15 protein-coding genes and 3 pseudogenes are annotated in these 17,189 nt (G+C 71.7%); 12 read left to right on the plus strand and 6 right to left on the minus strand.

The window, feature by feature from the left end; genetic code table 11:
* Positions 1-56: 56 nt before the first annotated feature.
* From AB0C69_RS08200 to AB0C69_RS08210, 3 genes are all read left to right on the plus strand, one after another.
* Entirely contained in the window at positions 57-692 is a 636-nt protein-coding gene (locus tag AB0C69_RS08200) for a TetR/AcrR family transcriptional regulator (protein WP_360351311.1), read from the plus strand.
* Between the two features lie 341 nt (positions 693-1,033).
* Positions 1,034-1,588, plus strand: a complete 555-nt coding sequence (locus tag AB0C69_RS08205) for a peroxiredoxin (protein ID WP_345176552.1) — start codon at positions 1,034-1,036, stop codon at positions 1,586-1,588.
* 99 nt (positions 1,589-1,687) lie between these two features.
* Positions 1,688-2,230: a carboxymuconolactone decarboxylase family protein gene (locus AB0C69_RS08210; RefSeq protein WP_345176549.1), complete on the plus strand. Its 543-nt coding sequence runs from the start codon at positions 1,688-1,690 to the stop codon at positions 2,228-2,230.
* Between the two features lie 92 nt (positions 2,231-2,322).
* Here the strand turns inward: AB0C69_RS08210 and guaA are convergent, their stop codons facing one another.
* Complete coding sequence (gene guaA, locus AB0C69_RS08215; protein ID WP_345176547.1) at positions 2,323-3,909, minus strand: glutamine-hydrolyzing GMP synthase; 1,587 nt, start codon at positions 3,907-3,909, stop codon at positions 2,323-2,325.
* Between the two features lie 434 nt (positions 3,910-4,343).
* Here guaA and AB0C69_RS08220 point away from each other — a divergent pair, with 434 nt between their 5' ends.
* The gene (locus tag AB0C69_RS08220; protein ID WP_345176544.1) at positions 4,344-5,123 is read left to right on the plus strand and encodes a zinc metalloprotease; all 780 of its coding nucleotides are present in this window, start codon (positions 4,344-4,346) and stop codon (positions 5,121-5,123) included.
* 24 nt (positions 5,124-5,147) lie between these two features.
* On the opposite strand, the gene AB0C69_RS08225 is transcribed toward AB0C69_RS08220, so the two are convergent.
* Entirely contained in the window at positions 5,148-5,876 is a 729-nt protein-coding gene (locus AB0C69_RS08225; protein ID WP_360351317.1) for a DNA alkylation repair protein, read from the minus strand.
* Between the two features lie 170 nt (positions 5,877-6,046).
* Here AB0C69_RS08225 and AB0C69_RS08230 point away from each other — a divergent pair, with 170 nt between their 5' ends.
* A complete protein-coding gene (locus tag AB0C69_RS08230) occupies positions 6,047-6,949 on the plus strand; it encodes a zinc metalloprotease (protein ID WP_360351320.1) in 903 nt (300 codons plus the stop codon).
* A 30-nt stretch (positions 6,950-6,979) separates the two neighbouring features.
* On the opposite strand, the pseudogene AB0C69_RS08235 reads toward AB0C69_RS08230, so the two are convergent.
* A pseudogene (locus AB0C69_RS08235) lies at positions 6,980-7,699 on the minus strand (helix-turn-helix transcriptional regulator); the annotation flags it as partial.
* Between the two features lie 68 nt (positions 7,700-7,767).
* Between AB0C69_RS08235 and AB0C69_RS08240 the strand changes: the two are divergent.
* The 4 genes and pseudogenes from AB0C69_RS08240 (at position 7,768) to AB0C69_RS08255 (ending at position 9,981) form a co-directional block, all read left to right on the plus strand.
* Positions 7,768-8,193: an ATP-binding protein gene (locus AB0C69_RS08240; protein WP_360351323.1), complete on the plus strand. Its 426-nt coding sequence runs from the start codon at positions 7,768-7,770 to the stop codon at positions 8,191-8,193.
* Between the two features lie 135 nt (positions 8,194-8,328).
* Positions 8,329-8,685: pseudogene (locus tag AB0C69_RS08245) on the plus strand (AraC family transcriptional regulator); the annotation flags it as partial.
* Between the two features lie 116 nt (positions 8,686-8,801).
* Complete coding sequence (locus AB0C69_RS08250; RefSeq protein WP_360351326.1) at positions 8,802-9,320, plus strand: helix-turn-helix domain-containing protein; 519 nt, start codon at positions 8,802-8,804, stop codon at positions 9,318-9,320.
* A gap of 142 nt (positions 9,321-9,462) precedes the next feature.
* The gene (locus tag AB0C69_RS08255) at positions 9,463-9,981 is read left to right on the plus strand and encodes a hypothetical protein (protein ID WP_360351329.1); all 519 of its coding nucleotides are present in this window, start codon (positions 9,463-9,465) and stop codon (positions 9,979-9,981) included.
* Positions 9,982-10,249: 268 nt separating this feature from the next.
* Here AB0C69_RS08255 and AB0C69_RS08260 read toward each other — a convergent pair whose 3' ends face one another.
* The 3 genes from AB0C69_RS08260 to AB0C69_RS08270 are packed head-to-tail and all read right to left on the minus strand — an operon-like array spanning position 10,250 to position 12,976.
* On the minus strand, positions 10,250-10,723 hold the full coding sequence (locus AB0C69_RS08260; RefSeq protein ID WP_360351332.1) for a DUF6247 family protein: 474 nt from the start codon (positions 10,721-10,723) through the stop codon (positions 10,250-10,252).
* A 58-nt stretch (positions 10,724-10,781) separates the two neighbouring features.
* Entirely contained in the window at positions 10,782-12,611 is a 1,830-nt protein-coding gene (locus AB0C69_RS08265; protein WP_360351335.1) for a hydantoinase B/oxoprolinase family protein, read from the minus strand.
* On the minus strand, positions 12,608-12,976 hold the full coding sequence (locus AB0C69_RS08270; RefSeq protein ID WP_360351342.1) for a hypothetical protein: 369 nt from the start codon (positions 12,974-12,976) through the stop codon (positions 12,608-12,610). Before AB0C69_RS08270 ends, AB0C69_RS08265 begins: the two co-directional genes overlap by 4 nt.
* On the opposite strand from AB0C69_RS08270, the pseudogene AB0C69_RS08275 reads away from it, so the two are divergent.
* From AB0C69_RS08275 to AB0C69_RS08285, 3 genes and pseudogenes are all read left to right on the plus strand, one after another.
* Positions 12,977-13,214 (plus strand): annotated as a pseudogene (locus tag AB0C69_RS08275) (ATPase); the annotation flags it as partial. It abuts the gene before it with no gap.
* Between the two features lie 3 nt (positions 13,215-13,217).
* Complete coding sequence (locus AB0C69_RS08280; protein ID WP_345175508.1) at positions 13,218-14,486, plus strand: DUF58 domain-containing protein; 1,269 nt, start codon at positions 13,218-13,220, stop codon at positions 14,484-14,486.
* Positions 14,487-14,512: 26 nt separating this feature from the next.
* Complete coding sequence (locus AB0C69_RS08285; protein ID WP_360351339.1) at positions 14,513-17,053, plus strand: DUF3488 and transglutaminase-like domain-containing protein; 2,541 nt, start codon at positions 14,513-14,515, stop codon at positions 17,051-17,053.
* Positions 17,054-17,189 lie beyond the last annotated feature (136 nt).

Genomic DNA, 17,189 nt, shown 5'->3' on the forward strand with positions numbered 1-17,189 from the left:
GCTACGCATGTTGCCAGAAAGGTAGGTTCTGGCAACGGCTGTGTCAAGATTGCGGGGTGAGTCCTCGCCCGTACGGCGGCGTGACCGCCGACCGCCGCCGCGCCGGACGCCGCGCCGCCCTCCTGGACGCGGCCCTCGACCTGCTGGCGGCGGAGGGCGTCCGGGGGACGTCCCTGCGCGCGGTCTGCGCGCGCGCCGGCCTCAACCCGCGCTACTTCTACGAGAGCTTCACCGACCTCGACGCCCTGCTCACCGAGGTCCACGACCGGATCGTCGCGGAGATCGCCGAGGCCGCCGCCCGGGGAGTGGCCGCCGCCGGACCGGACGCCGACCTGCGCACGACCGTCCGCTCCGCCGCCCTGGCCGCGCTGGACACGGGCCGCACCGACCCCCGCAAGATCCGCGTGATGCTGGTCGAGGCGGCGGCCAGCCCCGTCCTGCGGGCGCGCCAGCACGCCGCACGCCGCGACTACGCCCGCCTGGTCATCGAGTACGCCCGCACCTTCTACGACATCCCGCCGGACGCCGACGCGCGCATGCGCTTCACCGCCACGATGCTGGTCGCCGGGTGGAACGAGAACCTCGTCGCGTGGCTGGACGGCGAGATCCCGACCTCCCTCTCCGGCCTGGCCGACATGTTCGCCGACGCCGCCGAAGCCCTCGCCGTCCACGCCGCCGCCCGGCCCCGCTGAGCCCGCCCCCCGCGGCTCGCCGAAATGTCGCCTGTTGTCCGGGGAGAGCCGAGCGCCCTACACTTGCGCGCTACGCAGAGTTAGACCCGATATGGGTGCATCTGTGTGATCTATATCTACCGGACGGGTGGTCGGCGGACCGACCGCTCTCTTTTCGCCGGTCAGCGCGCCGTCCGCCACATTGATAGGCCGCGCCTATCGCGCTCGTGGGATCCATCGATTTCTCTTTTTGATCGAGTCGGGGCACTGTGAGTGACATCGGCCGCCGAGGCGAAGAGCCCGCGGCCCTCCTGCGCCTCCCCATGCGGAGGCGACCCCATTCTCATGATGAAGGAGCATGCGTGCTTACTGTCGGTGACAAGTTCCCCGAGTACGAGCTCACCGCCTGCGTCTCGCTGGACGCCGAGAACGCGTTCGAGACGATCAACCACAAGTCCTACGAGGGCAAGTGGCGCGTGGTGTTCTTCTGGCCCAAGGACTTCACGTTCGTCTGTCCGACGGAGATCGCGGAGTTCGGCCGCCTCAACGAGGACTTCGCCGACCGCGACGCGCAGGTGCTCGGCGCGTCCGTCGACAACGAGTTCGTCCACTACGCGTGGCGCAAGGACCACCCGGACCTGCGGGAGATCCCGTTCCCGATGCTGTCCGACCTCAAGCGCGAGCTCTCGGAGTCGCTCGGCATCCTCACCGAGGACGGCGTCGCCCAGCGCGCGACGTTCATCGTCGACCCGAACAACGAGATCCAGTTCGCCATGGTGACCGCCGGTTCCGTCGGCCGGAACGTCAAGGAGGTCCTGCGGGTCCTGGACGCCCTGCAGAGCGACGAGCTGTGCCCCTGCAACTGGAACAAGGGCGAGGACACGCTCGACGCGACCAAGCTGCTCGCCGGGGCCTGAGCCCCTCGCCGGGCCCGGCCCGGCGGAGTCCGACACGGACCGACGGCGGCCGGCCGCGCGACCATGCGGCCGGCCGTCCGCACGAAAGGACGCATGATCATGAGCGTTGACGCGCTGAAGGGCGCCCTCCCGGGCTACGCCAAGGACACCAAGCTCAACCTGGGCTCGCTGACCTCGACCTCCCAGCTCACCGACCAGCAGCTGTGGGGGACGGTCCTGGCCTGCGCCCTCGCCACGCGGAGCGCCGTCGTCATCCGCGAACTCGCCGAGGAGGCGGGCGACCACCTGTCCGCCGAGGCGTTCGAGGCGGCCAAGGGCGCCGCGTCGATCATGGCGATGAACAACGTGTACTACCGCGCCACCCACCTGATCGGGGACGAGACGTACGCGACCCTCCCGGCCCGGCTGCGGATGTCGATCATCGGCAGGCCCGGCGTGGAGAAGGTCGACTTCGAGCTGTGGTGCCTCGCCGTGTCGGCGATCAACGGCTGCGGGCGGTGCCTGGAGTCGCACGAGAAGGTCGTCCGCGAGGCCGGCCTGTCGCGCGAGCTCGTCCAGGAGGTGCTGCGGATCGCCGCCGTGGTGAACGCGACCGCCGCGACGCTGGACGCCGAGGCCGCGCTGGCCCCCGCCACGGTCTGACGACGGGCACGTCCGGCCGCGGGCGCGTCCGACGGCAGGCGAGAGGCCCGGACGGATTCCGTCCGGGCCTCAGCCGTGCCTGGTGGGCCGCCCTACTCCCACTCGATGGTGCCCGGGGGCTTGGAGGTGATGTCGACGGTGACGCGGTTGATCTCGCGGACCTCGTTGGTGATGCGGGTGGAGATCCGCTGCAGGACGTCGTAGGGCAGCTTCGCCCAGTCGGCCGTCATCGCGTCCTCGCTGGTCACCGGGCGCAGGACGATCGGGTGCCCGTAGGTGCGGCTGTCGCCCTGCACGCCCACCGACCGCACGTCCGCGAGCAGGACCACCGGGAACTGCCAGATGTCGCGGTCGAGGCCCGCGCGGGTGAGCTCCTCGCGGGCGATGGCGTCGGCGTCCCGGAGGATGTCCAGGCGATCGCGCGTGACGGCGCCGATGATGCGGATGCCGAGGCCGGGGCCGGGGAACGGCTGCCGCCAGACGATCTCGGCCGGGAGGCCGAGCTGCTCGCCGAGCGCGCGGACCTCGTCCTTGAACAGCGTCCGCAGCGGCTCGACCAGCTTGAACTGGAGGTCTTCGGGCAGGCCGCCGACGTTGTGGTGCGACTTGATGTTCGCCGCGCCGGTGCCGCCGCCCGATTCGACCACGTCCGGGTAGAGGGTCCCCTGGACGAGGAACTCGACCGGCTCGGCCGGTTCTCCGGCGGAACCCGCGCCGCCGTGGACGATCTCCCGGGCCGCCTCCTCGAACACCCGGATGAACTCGCGTCCGATGATCTTGCGCTTCTCCTCCGGGTCGGTGACGCCGTCGAGGGCGGACAGGAAGCGCTCCTGGGCGTCCACGACGTGCAGGTTCACCCCGGTGGCGGCGACGAAGTCCTTCTCGACCTGCTCGGGCTCCCCCTTGCGCAGCAGGCCGTGGTCGACGAACACGCAGGTCAGCTGGTCGCCGATGGCGCGCTGGACGAGCGCGGCGGCGACGGCGGAGTCCACGCCGCCCGACAGCGCGCAGATCACCCGCTTGTCCCCGACCCGCTCCCGGACGGCCTCGATCGACTCGTCCGCGATGTTCACCATCGTCCAGTTCGGCCGGCACCCGGCGCCCTCGTAGAGGAAGCGCCGCAGGATCTCCATGCCGTGCTGGGTGTGCAGGACCTCGGGGTGGAACTGGACTCCGAAGAAGCCGCGCTCCAGGTCCTCCATGCCCGCGACCGGGGTGACGTCGGTGCTGGCCGTCACGGTGAAGCCGGCCGGGGCGCTGCTCACGAAGTCGCGGTGGGACATCCACACCGCCTGCTCGTGCGGCAGGCCCGCGAACAGCATGCCGGGGGACGCGACGGCGACGGTGGCGCCGCCGTACTCGGCGACGTCGGAGTTCTCGACCGTCCCGCCGAGGGCCTGCGCCATGACCTGGTGGCCGTAGCAGATGCCGAGCGTGGGGACGCCGATGTCGAACAGGCCGTCCGGCACGACCGGAGCGCCCTCGGCGTACACCGACGCGGGCCCGCCCGAGAGGATGATCGCCTTGGGCCGCTTGGCGAGCATCTCCGCCGCCGGCATGGTCGACGGCACGATCTCGCTGAACACATGGCACTCGCGGACCCGTCGTGCGATCAGCTGCGCGTACTGCGCGCCGAAATCGACGACGAGGACGGTGTCAAAGGACTGGTCTGCGACCACCAACTACGCCTTTCGCCCGGCCGGAAGGGACTTCCCAGTCTACGGGCCGCTGCCTGCGCCGATGCGCCCGGTCCCCGACATGATCGTCACTGGGGGCGACTGTCCTATAACGGTCGGCATCCATTTACCTTGATCACACGCACAGCATGACTGCGGTCTGATATCAGTTGATGACGCCCTGTGTTCGGTGAAGCGTCGTTTCTCCGAAACGCCGCGCTCGCCGGAACGCCGTCCCTAGGAGTGCCGTGAAGCCGCTCGCCGCCGCCGCTCTGCTCGCCGCCCTCGTCCCCGCCGCGACCTTCGCGCAGCCGGCGCCGTCCGCGAGCACCGGACCATCAGCGCGGCCAGGGCACGAAAGCCGCGGCGACGACTGCGCGCACCCGCCGGCGGAGGCCGGGGCGCGTCACCGGACTGACGGCCATGCCCGAGACCGCATGGATCTCAGCCCCGCCGAGGCCGCCGCCGTGGAGAGGCGCCTGAACCGGATCCTGGACGGGCTCGGATTGGGGAAGCATGGCGCCTCGAAGAGCGCGGGCCAGCGCAGGGCCGCGCAGATCACCATTCCGGTCTACTTCCATGTGATCCACGCCGGCGCGAAGGGCAACGTGTCCGACGCGATGATCCAGCGCCAGATCGGCACGCTGAACACGTCCTACGGCGGCGGCAACGGCGGCGCGAACGCGCGCGTCTCCTTCACGCTCAAGGCCGTGAGCCGCACCGACAACGCGGCATGGTTCGGCGACCCGGAACGCTATGAGGGCACCTACAAGCCGAAGCTGCACAAGGGCGGCAAGTCGACGCTGAACCTGTACAGCACCTACATCGGCGGCGACCTGCTCGGCTGGTCGACGTTCCCCTGGAAGTACACCTCCGACCCCCAGATGGACGGCGTGACCGTCCACTACGCCAGCCTGCCGGGCGGTTCCATCGAGAACTTCAACAAGGGCTTCAGCGCGACCCACGAGGTCGGGCACTGGATGGGGCTCTACCACACCTTCCAGGACGGCTGCAGCGGAGAGGGCGACCGCGTCGCCGACACTCCCGCCGAGCGCGACCCCACGAACGGCTGCCCGTCCTTCAAGGACACCTGCCCCGCCCCTGGGGAAGACCCGGTGCACAACTACATGGACTACAGCTACGACACCTGCATGACGTCCTTCACCCCGGGCCAGGGCACCCGCATCCACAACGTGTGGGCCGCCTACCGCGCCTAGCGCTCCCTCCCGCCTCCGGCGGTTTCACCGGGAAGCGGGCTTGAGACGGGTGGCGACTTCGGGTGGGAGGCGACGGACGGCCTCGCGGAGCGTGACGCCTGAGACGGCGTCCACGCGTGGCTCGACCCAGGCGGCCACCCACTCCGGGTCTTTCTTGGACAGCTCTCGGAGCACCCAGCCGAGCGCCTTGCGGATGAAGAACTCGCGTTCGCCCATGAGCGCGTCCCCGTACCGGCCGATGCGGTCGAGATCGGGGTCACCGGCTCGGACGCCCGCCAGGAGTGCCAGCATGGCCGTGCGTCTCACCCACATGTAGGGATCGGCGACCCACGCGTCCAGGACCGCCGCCAGGTCCGGGTCGCGGACGACCAGCGCGCCGACGACCTTCTCCGCGAGCTGGTCGACGTAGACCCAGCTCGCCGAGTCCCTGACGAGCCGTTCCGCCAGCTCCACATCGCGCGGCTCCAGCAGCGCCACCCGCTTCACGAGGACCTCTATGGCGGCCATGCGGGCCTCGTGCACCGGGCGGCCCTCGTCGGTGACGTCCCAGAGCGTCACCGCGAGGGCGACCAGTTCCTCTCGGGTCGGCGCACTCTTGACCGCCGACAGCGCGACCTTGCGCAACGCGGGCACCGGGACGCCGATATGGGCGAGGTCGCTCTTCAGGTAGCGCTTCTCCCCTTCGGCGCGCACCGGGTCGGCCTGGGCTCGCAGCTCGGCCAGGATCCGCGACGCCTCCTCCTCCACGTCCATGGGGACACGCTACGCCGCCGCGCTACGGTGCCGTATTCAGCATTACCCGCGCCTGTTCGTCCAGGTTTGCTAAAGACGTGTTGTTTGTTCGCATCCACCCTGGTTCCAGCGATGACTCCGCTCCCCACGCGCGCGCTCCCCCGCACGCGCCGCACCCCCCAAGGAGTTCCATGAAACGCGCCGGAATCGCCGCCGTCCTCGGCATGGCCGCCGCCTTCACGGCGTACGCCCCCGCCGCCCCCGCCACGCTGGCCGCCCCGTCCGCCCGCACCGCCTCGCCCACGGTGTGCGCCGAGCAGCCCGCCCAGGCCCGCGTCCGCGCCGGGGCCCACGCCACCGAGCGGAACCAGCCGGGAACGGCCCAGGTCGCCGCTATGGAGAAGGACTTCCAGAACCGCCTCGGCAAGATGAGGAAGACGAGCACGGCGGCGGCCATCACCGTCCGCGTGCACTTCCAGGTCGTCTACGGCAGCGCGGGCAACGTGTCCGACTCGGTCCTGACCAAGCAGCTCAGCGTCCTCAACAACGCCTATGCCGGCAGCGGCGTCACGTTCACTCTGGCCGAGATCAGGCGGACGCAGAACGCGGCCTGGTTCTCCGACCCCGAGGGCTACGAGTCCCAGATGAAGTCGGCCCTGCACACCGGCAACGCGCAGGACCTCAACTTCTACACGGCCGACCTCGGGAGCAGCCTCCTCGGCTGGGCGACGTTCCCGAGCAGCTACCGATCCAAGCCCAAGATGGACGGCGTCGTCATCCACTACCAGAGCCTTCCGGGCGGCTCGCTGGGCAACTACAACGAGGGCGACACCGGAACCCACGAGGTGGGCCACTGGATGGGGCTCTACCACACGTTCCAGGGCGGGTGCAGCACCACCGGGGACAGCGTCTCCGACACGCCCGCCGAGCAGAGCCCCGCCTCGGGCTGCCCCACCGGCCGCGACACCTGCTCCTCGGCCGGCGCCGACCCCATCCACAACTTCATGGACTACAGCTACGACTCGTGCATGTACGAGTTCACGCCGGGCCAGTCCACCCGCATGAAGAACCAGTGGGCCGCCTACCGCGCCTGATCCTGACGCCCGGCGCCGGAGCGGTGGCCCGCCGTATTGAGCGCCAGCGAACGCCACATCCCGGCGTTCCAAGCTGATGATCTGGAAAGCACCGTCGAACCCTTCGTGGGCCCCCGCAGCCGGTTGAACGAAGCGGATGATGACCTGAGGTAGGTCCATCATCCCGCGCAGGTGTGCGAGCTGAGCCTTCATGATCTCTGGACCGCCCACGCAGGTACGAAGCACATCCTCTTCTAGGATCAGATAAAAGAACGGCGGCTTCTCCCGGTCGAGCAGGACCTGCTGGCGCGCCAAACGCCTGGCAACAGTGTCATCGGCATCATCAGGTGCGCCTGCCATGGCAAGGGCACGCATGTAGTCCTCAGTTTGAAACGGTCTTGGAATCGACTTGCCGTGGTAGGCCCTGAACGCGGCCGCCTGCTCCTCGAATGGAACTAGCTGACGCCCCCAATCGGGATCGTGAGTGTTTCGGGCATACCACAGCAAGAGTTGCAATAGCCTTCCTGTGCCATATTGCTCGTCCAGTCTCGCAAGTTGGTCCTCTTGTGGCCGTTGTCGGCCAGCCTCGATATTCGAAACAGTTGATCGAGCAACGCCAATGATCTTGCCGCACTGGCTGAGGGAGAGCCCTGCCCTCTCACGCAGAAACCGCAGATAGAACGCAAGAAAATGCCACAGAGAGATCTTGGGCTCAAGGGGGTCGCGAACTATGGTCACGGGAACTCCTGTTTCGTCTCCGTTCACTAACACGAAACACTAGGCCGCTACAGCCATCCTTGTCCTAGAGAATCCGAAACTCGGACGAGGGTGAGGCGGGCATGACGACGGCGACCGGGGATCTGATCATTTCCTTGGCGGGATCGGCGGCGGCGGTGGGGTTGGCGCGGACGCTGGCGGAGGCGCGCTTTCACAAATGGGGCTATTCGCATGTTCTCGACGACGCATTGCTGATCGTCTCCGAACTCGTCACGAACGCGGCGGACCGGACGCCGCACGCGGAGCTGCGGCTCCAGGTCAGCAGGGACGCGCACGGGGTCATCGTCGCCGTGTGGGACGGAGCCTCCGACCTCCCCGAAGCCCGGCCGAAGGCCGAGCTCACCCTCGACGGCCTCGACCTGTCCGAGGAGGCGTTCGACGACAACGGCGGGTGGGGGCTGCACATCGTCCAGGCCCTGTCCGCCGCGTGCGGGGCGATGCGCGACCCCTGCGGCGGCAAGTGGGTCTGGGCCCGAATCATCCCCTAGGAGCAACTGGCACGGAATCTCGATAAATGCGCATTTCGACACCCGCCCACGGGGCGGAAACGGCGGGTTGCGTTCATGAAGGTGTTCGGGTGATGCTGTTCCGAAACCCCGCCACGACCGTGTTCGGGTGGGTTCATGAAAGTGATCAGTACCGCGGAAGTGCCCGTGGCGGAGCGATTCGCTTTCTGGCACGAGGTCACCTCGAAAGTCTGGGGCCCCTGCGAACTGCACTGCGAACCGCACCTGGAGAGCCGTTTCCAGGCTCGTCTCTGCATCAGTGAATTCGGGCCCGTGCAGGCGTCCTTGATGACCGCCACGCCGTACTCGGTGGAGCGCACCCCCAAGCTGATCCGTCAGTCCGATCCCGGGGCCTTCATTTTGGTGTGCACCGTGCGCGGGCACGGCGTGATGGCGCAAGACGGTCGGCGGGCGGAGTTCGGTCCCGGGGACCTGGTGCTGGCCGACACCTCGCGGCCCTACCGGGCGGAGTTATCGCCGGACGTTCCCGCGGGCAGGTGCTGGTCCTGTGCCTTCCTCGCTCGCTGCTGCCGTTCCCGCATCGGGATCTGCGGCGGCTGGCCGGGGTCCGACTACGGAGGGATCAGGGTGTGGGGGCACTGTCGTCGCAGTTCCTGCTGCAACTGGCCCGGCACATGCATGAACTCGGGCCGTCCGACACCGCCCGGCTGTCCACCCTCACGCTGGACGTCTTCACCGCGGCGCTCGCCACCGCGTTGGACGCCCCGGATGTGGTGCCGCCCCAGGCGAGGCGGCATGTGCTGATGGCCCAGATCTTCAGCTTCATCCGCCGGAACCTGGCCGACCCGCACCTGACTCCGGACGCGATCGCCACGGCTCATCACATCTCGCTGCGCTACCTCCACAAGCTCTTCCATGAGGAGGGGCACACCGTCGCCGGCTGGATCCGCGAGCGCCGCCTGGAGCGCTGCCTGCGCGACCTCGCCGATCCCCGGCTGGCCGACCGTCCGATCAACGCGATCGCGGCCCGGTGGGGATTCGGCAGCGCCGCGCACTTCAGCCAGGTGTTCCGCGGAGCCTACGGCCTCTCCCCCGGCCAGTTCCGCCGGCAGTGCGCTCAAGCGACAGGCGAGTGCGCGCACACGTAACGACAGGCCAGGTCAGCGGCCTGCACCCTCATTCGTGAAACCACGCGAGGCCCGGACGCTCCCTGCAAGATCCGACCTCCCCGCTCCGCATCGCTCCTGCAAGAGGCACGACCTCGCGGCACACGAGAAAGGTTGTCCTCTGATGGCACCACGAACACTGCGCAAAGCGCTCGGGCTGGTGATCTGCCTGACGGTGCTCCTCGCCGGCAGCGGCGCCGCCTACGCCGCCGGTCCCGGCGGGTCCGTGCGGGCCGACGGCAAGCGGGTCGCCCCCGCTGCGGCGCCGGTCCAGCGAGACCACGGCAACGACAACGCGTCGGTCGTCGGCGTCCCGTACTGCGCCGACATCTACGTGAGCGCCGACTGCTGGACGTGGATCAACACGACCAGCGGCACGCCGTGCCCGACCGGCCACTTCTGCCTCTACACCAACGTCCTGGCCGCCGAGGGAGGCAAGGTCTTCTCCCTCTTCCACTGCCGTCGCGGCGGAGCGGACTGGGCGCTGCGGGCGTGGAACGGCACCGGCCTCTACGACAACTCCAACACCGGCGGAGCGCACGCCTTCATCAAGGGCATCGCGCACAACGTGCTCGTCAACGTTCCTCCGGGCACCGACGGCACATACGACTTCAGGCCGGCGTACTACGTCCAGGCCTGCTGACCTGACGGGCTCGGACCTCCGGTATCCCTGACAAGACCGGCACCGAGACGTCGCCTCCGCGTCCCGCCGCCTCCAGCGGCGGGACGCCGCCGCAGGTCCGCGAACTCCGCCTGGAGCGGTACCGGCGTGGGCCCGGGCGTCAGTTCTCGGTGTCCTTCGGGTGGCGGGGTGACGCGTAGACCACCCAAACGATGCCCGCTCGTTCCGAAGCGTAAGTCCCACTCGTCGGCGGCGGGCGGGACGGTGACCCTGTCCCCTCGTTCGGGGCTCATGGGATGACTTCCACCGGACCGAAGTCACCGCTGGCGGGCCGCACCGCTTCCTCGTGCTGCTCGGGGTCCGCCTTGATGCGCGCGGTGGCACGCCACCCGGCGACCACCTCGTTGAGGGACGTGTCGAGGTCGAGCTCCGCCGCGTCCGAGAGGGCCTCGACGAGCTCCACGGTGAAGGCGCGGACCTCCTCGGTGCTGAGGTGACGCACCCACGGGAACACGTCCGGCATGGCGAGCAGAAGCTCGCGGGCCCCCGGATCGTGCTTCATGAGCGCGATGAAGATCCGTGACGCGGTGGCCAGCGTCTCGTCCCGCCGCTCCTCGCGGTCGGCGGCCGTGAGGTAGAAGTCCGGCGCGTCGCGATGGGTGACGCGCACCCGCCCCAGCCTGGAGGCCCGCTCCGCGACGGCCCGCGGGTTGCGGGACAGGTCGGAGAAGGTGACCGAGTCCGGACGGGTCCTGGTGCTCATGGCTCCACGTTATCAGATCGTATTCTGAATTCGCCTCCGCGCCCGCGATGACGTGGGCTCAGGGGTCGAGGGAGTCGACTTCGGCGGAGGTGGCGCCGCCGGAGAGTCGCGGGTAGCCGGGGCCTCGGTCGAAGAACGGGACGGGGCCGCGTTCCGCGCGGAGGCGCGCTCGGAGGGTCTCGGTCGCCTCGGCGTCCACGGCGCCGTCGGTGAGGACGACGCCGTAGTCGTCGCGGGCGCCCGCCGGGGAGACCTTGCCGTCGCGGACGTCGGCGGCGACGCGGGACGGGTCGCGGTTCAGGGGGTCGCCCCAGCCGCCCCCGCCGGTGGTGCGGATGCGGATGACCTGCCCGGCGCGGACGGGACGGTCGTCGACGAGGCCGTCCATCTCCTCGCCGTCGATGTCGACGCGGAACGGGCGCCCCGCGCGTCCGCCGTTGACGCCCCAGCACGACAGGATGGAGCGGTCGGCGATCGACATGTAGTGGGCGTCGCGGAGCATCCGGATGTGCTTGTCGTAGCCGAGGCCGCCGCGGTGCTCCCCCGGCCCGCCCGAGTCGACGGCGAGGCCGAGGCGCTCGACGACGAACGGCCAGCGGGCCTCGGCGAACTCGGCGGGGATGTTGCGGGAGTCGGGCACGACGTGGATGGTGTCCTCGCCGTCGGCGTAGGAGCGGCCGCCGGAGCCGCCGCCGAGCACCTCCCGCATCAGGTAGGGGCCCCGGTCGTCCTCGCCGTAGACGCCGGTGTAGCGGATCGTCTCCTGGTCGGCGGGCATCCGGCCGCCCGTCGCCTTGGCCAGCACGCCCGCGAGGACGCCGAGGAGCCGCAGGATGACGAACGTGCGGGCGTTGGTCGGGGCGGGGAACACGGGTGTGAGCAGGGTGCCCTTCTCCGGGAACCGCATCTCGATGAGCGGCACCACGCCCTCGTTGACGTCGAGCTCGGCGGCCCGCTCCGGGGTGTCGGCGAGGTTGCGCAGGACGGGCGCCAGCCACTTCTTCAGGAACACGCCGTCCGAATAGTCACCGGCGTGGTTGATGGGCCCCTTGGCCTGCGGGGACGTCCCGGTGAAGTCGATGACGAGCGGGACGGCGGCCGCCTTGTCGACCGTCAGCGTGATGCGCTGGGCGTGCAGGCGGGGCGGGTCGACGCCGTCGTGCTCGGCGTAGTCCTCCCACACGAACGTCCCGTCCGGGATCTTGGTGAGCAGCTCGCGGCGGAACGTCTCGGTGGTCCGGTCGATGATCGCGTCGAAGCAGGCCTCGACGTCGGCGCGGCCGTAGCGGGCGAACAGCTCGCCGAGGCGGCGGGCGCCCATCAGGCAGGCCGAGCACTCGGCGTCCAGGTCGCCGGCGAGCGAGTCGGGCATCCGCGAGTTGCGGGTCATGATGGTCAGCGCCGCCCGGTTCGGCACGCCCCGGTCCCACAGCTTGATCGGCGGGACCATCAGGCCCTCCTCGAACGCGCTGCGGGCGTGGCTCGGCATCGACCCGGGGACGGCGCCGCCGATGTCGTCGTGGTGGCCGAACGCCTGGACGAACGCGACCACGTCGTCGCCGTGGAACACCGGGACCGTCACGCACAGGTCGGGCAGGTGCCCGATGCCGCCCTCGGACAGGTAGACGTCGTTGTGGAAGAAGACGTCGCCGGGCCGCATCTCGTCCGGCGGGAAGTCGCGGGCGACCGGCTGGACGAGCGCCGAGTAGGACCGTCCGGTCAGCTTGCGCAGGCGGCGGTCGTGGATCCCGGCGCGGAAGTCGTGCGCGTCGCGGATCATCGGGGAGCGGGCGGTGCGGGCGATGGCCGTCTCGACCTCGCGCTCCACCGAGGCGAGCGTCCCCTCGACGATCTCCAGCAGGATCGGGTCGGGCGCGGGGCCGGTCATCGGGTCACCACCAGGTTGCCGTGGCCGTCGAGGGCCGCCGTGAAGCCGGGATGCAGCGGGAGCGTCGAGCCGAACTCCTCGATGACGGCCGGGCCCTCGACGGTGTCGCCGGGCGCGAGTTTCTCGCGCCGGTAGACGGCCGCCTCCTCCCACGCGTCGAAGTGGACGGCCCGGGTGCCGGTGCGGGCCCGCGACGGGTCGCCGTCGCCGGGCGGACGCTCGGCCGGGCGCGGCCGTTCGATGGGGCCGATGCCGGAGACCCGCAGGTTGACCCATTCGACGGGATGGCGCGGGTCGTCCCGGTAGCAGTACCCGTAGAGGGCCTCGTGCGCGTCGTGGAAGCGCCGGACGACCTCGGCGCGCAGCCCCTCGTCCGGCGGCCCGGCGGGGGCGGCGACCCTGCACCTGGTGCGGGCCGCGCGGGCCTACGCCGCGCTCGACGACCGCGACTACGTCGTCCCCGACGACATCCAGGACCTCGCCGTCCCCGTCCTCGCGCACCGGCTGCTGCCGACCGCCGAGGCGCAGGTGGAGCGCCGCCGTCCCGAACAGGTGGTGGCCGACCTGGTGAAGCGGCTGCCGGTGCCCTCCCCCGGCAGGTGACGGGTGCGACGGGCGCTGGCCGGCCTCACCACGCGGGGGCGGTCGTTCGTGGCCGCCGGGGCGACCGCGATCGTCTGCGCGGTGGCGCTCGGGGAGCGCGACCTGCTGCGCGCCGGGGTGCTCGTGCTGGCGCTCCCCCTGCTGTGCACGGTCGCGGTGGCGCGGACGCGGTACCGGCTGGCCTGCGCGCGGCGGCTGGAGCCGGCGCGGCTGCCGGTCGGCCACGAGTCCCGCGTCGACCTGCGGCTGGAGAACGTGTCGCGGCTGCCGAGCGGGCTGCTGATGGTGGAGGACCGGGTCCCCTACGCGCTCGGCGGGCGGGCCCGGTTCGTGCTGGAGCGGATCGAGCCGCACGCGTTCCGTGAGCTCGGCTACCGGATCCGCTCGGACGTGCGCGGGCGCTACCGGGTGGGGCCGCTGACCGTCCGGCTCGCCGACCCGTTCGGGATGGTGGAGCTGGTCCGCTCGTTCAGCCTCTCCGACACGCTCACGGTGACGCCGTCGATCGTGCCGCTGCCGCCGGGCCGGCTGTCGGGGGCGTGGACGGGCGGCGGCGACAGCGTCGCCCGCGCGGTGTCCGCGGCGGGCGAGGACGACGTGGCGCCGCGCGAGTACCGGCACGGCGACGACCTGCGCCGCGTGCACTGGCGTTCCACCGCGCGGCACGGGGAGCTGATGGTGCGGCGCGAGGAGCAGCACTTCCAGAGCAGCGGCACGCTCTTCCTCGACACCCGCCGGTCGGCCCACTGGGGCGACGGGCCGGCCGGCTCGTTCGAGCAGGCCGTCTCGGCGGCCGCGTCGATCGGCGTCCACCTCGTCCGGACGGGGATGAGCCTGCGGTACGTCACCGACGGCGGGGAGGCGCTGCCGGCCGCGCCCTCCGAGGGCGCGTTCGAAGGGCTGCTGCTCGACGCGCTGGCCGTCGCCCGCCGGTCCAAGGGCGGCTCGCTCTCGGCGGGGCTGGCCGCGCTGCGCGGGCACGGCGCGGGCCGGGAGGGCGACGGCCTGGTCGTCGGGGTGTTCGGCGTGTTGTCGGACGAGGAGGCCCGCGCGGTCTCCGCGGCCCGGCGCGGCACCGGCACGTGCGTCGCGGTCCTCATGCGGGGCGGCCCCGAGGACGGCGAACCGCAGGACGGCGGGATGGCCGCGGGGCTGCTGCGCGCGGGCGGCTGGCGGGTGGTGACCGTCGGGTCCGCGGCGGAGCTCGCCGGGGCGTGGGCGCGCGCGGGCAAGGCCGGCGAGGATTTCGTGTCAGGGGCGGCGCATGACTGAGGGCGGCGCATGAGCAGGGGCAGCGCATGAGGGTCCGGATGACGGTGATGGCGGGGCTGGCGACGCTCGCCTGCTCGCTCGCGCTGTACCCGCTGTTCGAGAGGGCGAGCTGGTTCTGGGCGGGGCTCGGCGCGGTGCTGGCCGTGTCGGGCGGGGGCCTGCTGGCGCGGCGCCTGCGCATGCCCGCTCCGGTCGGCCTGCTGTTCGGGCTCGCGGCGCTCCTGCTCTATCTCAACCTCGCGTTCGCGGGCGGCGAGGCGTGGCTCGGCGTCGTCCCGTCACCGGAGTCGGTGCGGCGGCTCGGCGAGCTGGCGGACGAGGGCTGGCGTGCGGCCAACCGGTACGCGGCGCCCGTCCCGCTCGTCCCCGGCATCGCGATGCTGGCCGCCGCGGGCATCGGCCTGGTCGCCGTCCTGGTCGACCTGCTGGCCGTGCGGCTGCGCCGCGCCGCGCCCGCCGGGCTGCCGCTGCTGGCGATGTACAGCGTGCCCGCGGCCGTCCGCGAGGACGGCGTCGGCTGGCTGGCCTTCGGCATCGGCGCGTTCGGCTTCCTCGCCCTGCTGACGGCCGACGCCCGCGAGCAGGTCGGCGGCTGGGGCCGTACGGTGACGACGCGCCGCAGCCCGCGGGAGGTGCCGCTGGCGGGGGCGCAGCCGCCGCCGGCGGACCGCGCCGACCGGCCCGACGCCTCGGCCCTGGCGGCCAGCGGCCGCCGGATCGCGGCCGGCACGGTCGCCGTGGCCGTGCTGCTGCCTGCGGCGATCCCCGGGCTGCACCCGCGCGGCGTGTTCGGCGTGGGCGGCGGCTCCGGCCGGGGCACGCAGACCGTGACGACGCCCGACCCGCTGGTCAGCCTGAAGCGGGAGCTGACCCGGCTGGACGACTCGACCGTGCTGACCTACCGCAGCGACGCACCGGAGAGCCCCGGCTACCTCCGTCTCTACGCCCTCGACCGGTTCGACGGCGACCGGTGGACCTACAGCCCGCTGAAGAGCAGCTCCAAGGACCGGCTGAGCGGCGACCGCGCCCTCCCCGCCCCGCAGGGGCTGACGGTCGCGCCCTCGCGCGAGGTGACGACCGAGGTCCGGGTGCGGCCGGAGGTCAGGAACATGACGTTCCTGCCGGTGCCGTACGCCCCGGCCAAGGTGTCGATCAAGGGCGACTGGCGGGTGCACGGCCCGTCGCTGATGATCTACTCGCTGCGCGACTCGGCGGGCGGACGCTCCTACACCGTCAGGAGCCTGATCCCGCAGCCGACCGCCGGGCAGCTCGCCGCCTCGGGGCCCTACCCGCCCGAGATCGTCGCGCACTACACGGCGGTGCCCAAGAACGTCCCGCCGGAGGTCAGGAAGCTCGCCTCGGACGTCACCGCCGGCTCGGCGACCGCGCTCGGCCAGGCCGTCCGGCTGCAGCGCTGGTTCACCCTGTCCGGCGGGTTCACCTACGACCTGTCGGCGCCCGCGCCGCAGCACGGCAGCGACCTCGTCGACTTTCTCCTGCACAGCAAGCGCGGCTACTGCGAGCAGTTCGCCGCCGCGATGGCGCTGATGGCGCGGATCCTCGGGATCCCCTCGCGGGTCGCGATGGGATACACGCCGGGCAGCGAGGTCAAGCCCGGCGAGTGGGTGGTGCGGTCGCGCGACGCGCACGCCTGGCCCGAGCTGTACTTCGAGGGCTCGGGATGGGTGCGCTTCGAGCCCACGCCGAGCGGCGCCGCCGGGCAGGGCACGGCCCTCGCCCCCGAGTACAGCCTGCCCGCGGTCAGCACCGGCGGCGGACCGGACGACCAGGTCACGCAGGCGCCGGACGCCTCGTCCCCCGACGCGGGCGCGACGGCCTCGCCCAGCGGCCCCGCGCACCGCAACGACGAGGGTGCGGGCGCGGCGACCGACGTCCAGGAGGGCGACGACGGCGGGTTCTCCGCGGCGCGGTGGCTCGCCGTCGCCCTGCTGGTGCTGCTGCTGATGGCCGTGCCGATGACGCTGCGCATCTACACCCGGTGGCGCCGTTGGGCGGCCCTGACCGCCTCGGCCGGCGGGACGCCGACGCCCAAGCGGCGCAGGGCCTCCCCTGGTCCGGCCGAGGAGGCGGAACGGCGCCGCAAGCGCACGCCCGATCCGGCCGCGCCGGTGAGATCAGCGAACGGGACGCCCGATCCAACTGGGGCGGCGCACGCCGCCTGGCAGGAGATGCGCGCGGACGCGCTCGACCACGGCCTGGAATGGCGGGCCAGCGACTCCCCGCGCGCTGCCGCCCGCCGGCTCGGGGAACTGCTGGAGATGGACGCGCCGAGCGTCCAGGCCCTCACCCGGATCGCCCGCGCCGAGGAACTGGCGCGCTACTCGCGGACCCGCGCCTCCGAGCCCGCCGAGCGGCTGCGCGCCGACGTGCGGACCGTCCGGGAGGCGTTCGCCGCGTCCGTCGGGCGCCGGGCCCGGTGGCGCGCCCGCCTGCTGCCGCCGTCGACGATGGAGCAGACCCGCACCGCGCTCCGCACCGCCGGAGACCGCGCCCTCGACGCCACCGCCCGGCTGAACGACCTACCGTCCCGCCTCCGCCGCCGCTAGCCGCGCACACACGTTCGTCCCGGCCCCGCGAAAAATCCGCACAAGGCCGGGACGAGTCGCCTCGCCGGTACCGAGGGACCGCTCAGTCACAACCCGGGGGGACAACCCCTTCAGACCCCCCGAAAGAGGACTGAGC

It is taken from the genome of Actinomadura sp. NPDC048032 (genome assembly GCF_040653175.1).
In the GTDB taxonomy this organism is placed as follows: domain Bacteria; phylum Actinomycetota; class Actinomycetes; order Streptosporangiales; family Streptosporangiaceae; genus Spirillospora; species Spirillospora verrucosospora.